Here is a 4,542-nt window from a genome sequence, read left to right as displayed (position 1 = left end):
CTCAATTGGTTGCTGCTGGCTACAATCATTTTGCGGGCAAGATCGAGATTGCCGTTGGGCGTAAATTCGGATTATTCTTAGCAATGTCGTACGGCGGCGTCGGGTTTATTCTAATGTCGATTCCCCACTTATTCACGGTCATATTGGGATTCTGTCTCGTTGTGGTTGGTTTAAATTCTCGAGGCCCCATTACCTCGGCTGTTGCGAACAAAATTATTCCCTCGCATCGACGCGCAACGGTACTGAACATAGCAAGCAGTGCCGGGAGCTTGGTTGGTGTGGGGCTTAATCCAGCAATTGGATTCGGCGCTGAAGCTAATTCATCGGTTACTGCGATCGGTTTAGGCGTTGTAATTCTTATTCTCGCCATCTCTTGGATTCCGATTGCCGATCGATTTCTCAATGCATCTGAGTAGAGAAACGTATGTGCTTCTGAGTGGTCGATATCTCTAAGGTCTATCGTTCGTTGATGCGCCTCGTTGATTCGCCTTTGACCTGAGCTGTCATGCGCTCTGTCGCGGTATCGATGGATCGTGGCGCTTCACGGCAGCGCCGGAGGGATCGTTGCTGGAAGCATCCAGCGAAAGAACATGGCAGGGTCGCCGCCGGCACGCCGCAAGACGCGTCGAGTCGCGCGAGACCGGTCAGCGAGAAGCAGTCGAGGATCTCACGCCCCGACCACGCCGCAGAAGACCGAGCACGCCGCGCTCCGCGTGGTGAGAAGCACCGCGGCGACCCTGCCAACTGTAGAGAAGCGGCATTCGGTAGCACCTGTGTAACGAAGTGGTGTGGAACCTCGGTACATCGTGGACACTGAATCTCACCACTTCGGCGACATCCCAGTTCCTTGGTAGTGGGACACCGAAGTCGAGCATCCGGATCGATCCGACCCAGGCGCGAATTTCCGTCCCACAAGTGGGGCCCAGATTGATGTCCCGACAATATCGTACAGATTCTGCTTTGGGTACGATCAAATGATGGAGTTGGGTTACGCATGAGACGGAGGCCTTAGCGGACGTGTCTCACGCCCACATATCGAACATATCCCAACTCCATGCGCCCAGCGTACCAATATTCGTGTCTGCACGGAATGGATGGGACGTTAATCTGGGCCTTACTTATGGGACGGAAAATCAGGCCCTGGCCCGATCAATGAGGTTGCTCGTCCTCGGTGTCCCACTACCAAGGAACTGGGACGATGCCAGCACATTCTTCACATCTACCGTGAATTCGTCCGTTGATTTGGTGGGTGCTCTTGATTCTCCGTGTGGGTCGCCGATCCGGCATCCACTGTGGACGATGGGTGGAAGGCTGGCGGTCCGTAAGTGGACCTCTTAGATGGATCGAGGACAGTCCACAAGCATCGTGGTCGAAAGCAAATTTAGTCGCCGGTGACGATTCGGCTCACGGGCTGGGTGTGGTGAGGTGGTGAAGCCGATCCTGCTTGCCGGCCAGATGTGAAACCGTGCCCTACTGACGATCAGTTCGTCGGGCACGACGCTGCTGGCCGGATTCCCAATGTGATCTCGGGAGTCGGCGGCGCTGTTGCGGCTGTAATATCTGTAATTATCTCAGGGTCGAGATGAGTGGCCGCGGTGACCAACACATCTGGATCACCGAGCGACGGGGTATTGATGTAGACCGACTCGTCTCAGGTTTGTGATGCCCGGATGAGGGAGACGACGATGATGCTCACGAAGATGGCCGCGACGCCGCCCACGGCGATGACGATCGAGAGCCACGGCAGCAGCAGCCCGGAGACGATGGTAGCCAGTCCTACGAGGACGAGCACGAATCCGCCAATGCGGTACGCTGGCCCCTGCGCCGCTCGGAAGGCCTCGAAGCGCTCGTTGTCGTGCGTCGTGCTTGGGTGCGCGAGTGGCAGGTAGATGCCGAGAATCGTGAGCAGTACGCCGGCGGCCACCGGAACGATCTGTTCAATCGGAAGTCCCGCACCGGTGTGCATGTCGACGAATCCGACATGCAGTGCGCTCAGTAGTATGCTCAGTCCGACGAGCGACGCGCCGAGCACCCGTGGTGAACCGCGTCCTCGGTCTTGCTGTGGCGTCGTGATTATCAGCCGCATCAGCTTGGCGTCCAGAGTCGGAGCCGCGGCGAGCAGCACAGCGAGAACAACCAGAACGACCGGCATGGCAGCCGCGGTGACCTCACGCGACACCGCACTCTGGCCGTGGTTGCCGCCCGCTTCGCGAGTGACGATTGTCGGCGTCATGTCTGGCCACAGCGCCACGCTCCATATCACCATGAAAACAACCGCCATGCCGGCGATGATCAGCGCGCCCATCGGCAGACGCAAGTCCGGGTTCGTCGAATTCATCATTTTTCCTCCTGCGTGGTTTCCTGGTCGGTAGGTTGACGTTTCTGGAGGGAGCCACCGAGAGCGGCGAGAAGCAGCATGGCCTCATCAAGCACAGTTAGATTGACTCGGTACTGGATCTCGGTGCCCCGGCGTCTGGTCGCCACGAGGTCCGCGTCGCGCAGTGTGCGTAGCTGGCCCGAGAGCGTCGATCCTCCGACTCCAACGGCGGCAGCGATGTCGGCGACTTTCACGAAGTCTCGATCACGCAGGAATGCCAGTACGGCTCGGCGCGTCGGGTGACCAAGCGCCGAGAAGACGACTGCTTCGTTATTTCGTGACATAGCGAAATATTAGCATGTGCCGACTACCCGTGCCCGTTGGAGGTTTTGAGCGGGCCAGGCGACGGCTATTTGATAGCTCAGCCTTGTCCCGCATGGGATCTACCATTCGGTGACGTGACGCTGGCGTGTTTGGGGTTGGTCGCAGCGGTAAGTGGCGGGGGCTTTCGGTCGCTTTGTGCCGATGTCACTCTCGAATTGCTTACCACGGATGCCGTGGAAGCCGCGCGGCAGATTTCTCATCGGCCGCCAACAGCCGCTAAGCGCTGCGAGAACCACGCCGCTTACCACTGCGACTCACAGTCATCAGAATTTGTCACTTAACCCGTAAATTATTCTACGTGTCGCAGACGGTGGCGAAGACCATTATTGTGACACCAGGTCAAGCAGTGAGCCGAGCGCTTCCACGATGGTGCGGACTCGTCGTGGCACATCTGGATCGTTTTGCGCAAGAGACTATTTAAAGTTCGCAACGTTGTATATACGAGTACCGAACTGCCAGCGTTCAACAGCCGACTACACAGCCCCTGAAAACACAGGGCTGTGTGTGCAGTCGACTTCTGAAACTGACACTGAACGTCTGAAATTGTTCGGAGGGGTGCCCTGGTTGGAGATGTTTCGTGTGAGACAGGAAGATCTAGGGCTTCAGCAACCGCGCGGGCACGGCTGCGTCGCCCTTGCGATGGTAACAACGATGTAGCAAGGCGGCTCATCGAATGCTCTGCACGTTCTCGCCCTGGGTGTGCTGGGACCGTAGCCGGAGGATCTCCTCGTGCTGGGCTGCCAGCCTTGACAGTGCAGTGGATTTGAAGTTTTCCAGTTCATGGACTTTGTTTGTCATCGTTGCGAGTTTCAATTGCAACTTGTCCTTCTCAGAACGTATCTTTTGGTAAGTTTCGCCATCGGCGTTCGTGGTGGGGGCGGCATCTTGTAGGTGTGAACGTTGTTCCTCGAAGATGGCTTTTAGGTGTGGATAGGTCCGATACATGGTTGCTCGTGGCACGCCGGCTAGAGCGCAGAGACTGGTGATGTCACGGTTCATTCCGTTCGGGATCTCACCGGCAAGAAGTGTCTGGATAGCGGCCCGTATTCGGTTCTCTATTTGGGAACGGTTAGCCTTCATGGGTTGCTCCTGCGTTGTCGATTTCCGTTAGTATCCGTTGGGCCCGGTCGAGCGTTACCTGAGCGCGGCTAAGTTCGGGTTTCGATAGGCGCGGATTTCCGAGGAAGACTGTTTTGATGGAGTCAGCGTGGTTGGCCCATGCTTCGCGGTGGGTGCCGTGGTGTGTTGCCTGGGAGCATCGTCCCGAATCGCAGAGCCCAATGAGTGGCTCCGTAGCGTCGGGAGTTTGGGCGAGTTGAAGGCATAGCGCTTTTTTCGGATCCGTGAACCAACAATAATTGGCAGCTCCTACGAATAAGCTCTCGGCCTTTGCTTTGAGGAGCCGTTCAACACGGCGGTCATCTATGACGGTCGCCTGTCCTGGTTGGTGGCCGGTCAGTGCTTCGTCGACGGAGGCGAAAACTCTAGTGAGCTCTCTGGCGCCTTGGCCGGAGGGGAGCTTCCCCTGTTTATAGTCTTCGTATGCGGCAACGGTGAGTCGTAAGTGTTCGGCTTCTTCCGCTACGGAGATCTCGGCGCGGAACGCTGCTTGGTGGCCGCCGGGTCGGGCTGCATATCCTTCAGTCGTTGCCACGCTCAGGTGTTTGAGGTGATACTTCGCTGCCATCAGACCGTGAGGTCGCTGGGCAATTGCCAGTGCCAGTGTCCGGCGTAAGGCCCGGGGGTTGACTGGCCCCTCTGGTACTTCTGCCAATCCGAGTCGTTGCCCGCTAGCCTCGGGGTTTCATGATTAGGCGCGGCCAGATGCTGGACTGACAAGA

General features: G+C 57.5%; 4 protein-coding genes and 1 pseudogene. 1 reads left to right on the top strand and 4 read right to left on the bottom strand.

What is annotated here, in order from left to right:
• Positions 1-416, top strand: a pseudogene (locus L0H14_RS11820) (MFS transporter); the annotation flags it as partial.
• Between the two features lie 1,235 nt (positions 417-1,651).
• Here L0H14_RS11820 and L0H14_RS11815 read toward each other — a convergent pair.
• From L0H14_RS11815 to L0H14_RS11800, 4 genes are all read right to left on the bottom strand, one after another.
• Positions 1,652-2,341, bottom strand: coding sequence for a hypothetical protein (locus L0H14_RS11815; protein WP_301421925.1), 690 nt, complete (start codon positions 2,339-2,341; stop codon positions 1,652-1,654).
• Complete coding sequence (locus L0H14_RS11810) at positions 2,338-2,661, bottom strand: helix-turn-helix transcriptional regulator (protein WP_301421924.1); 324 nt, start codon at positions 2,659-2,661, stop codon at positions 2,338-2,340. The genes L0H14_RS11815 and L0H14_RS11810 overlap by 4 nt, the downstream gene beginning before the upstream one ends.
• A gap of 706 nt (positions 2,662-3,367) precedes the next feature.
• Entirely contained in the window at positions 3,368-3,781 is a 414-nt protein-coding gene (locus L0H14_RS11805; protein WP_301421923.1) for a hypothetical protein, read from the bottom strand.
• Complete coding sequence (locus tag L0H14_RS11800) at positions 3,771-4,475, bottom strand: hypothetical protein (protein ID WP_301421922.1); 705 nt, start codon at positions 4,473-4,475, stop codon at positions 3,771-3,773. The genes L0H14_RS11805 and L0H14_RS11800 overlap by 11 nt, the downstream gene beginning before the upstream one ends.
• Positions 4,476-4,542: the final 67 nt, after the last annotated feature.

Source organism: Yaniella sp., from assembly GCF_030453185.1.
In the GTDB taxonomy this organism is placed as follows: Bacteria; Actinomycetota; Actinomycetes; order Actinomycetales; family Micrococcaceae; genus Yaniella.
Note: the sequence above shows the minus strand (reverse complement) of the source record. Positions and strands in the feature narration are given on the sequence as shown.

Excerpts from the sequence above, each read along its gene's own strand:
- L0H14_RS11815 (WP_301421925.1), bottom strand. The coding sequence starts at position 2,341 with ATGATGAATTCGACGAACCCGGACTTGCGTCTGCCGATGGGCGCGCTG.
- L0H14_RS11810 (WP_301421924.1), bottom strand. The coding sequence starts at position 2,661 with ATGTCACGAAATAACGAAGCAGTCGTCTTCTCGGCGCTTGGTCACCCG.
- L0H14_RS11805 (WP_301421923.1), bottom strand. The coding sequence starts at position 3,781 with ATGAAGGCTAACCGTTCCCAAATAGAGAACCGAATACGGGCCGCTATC.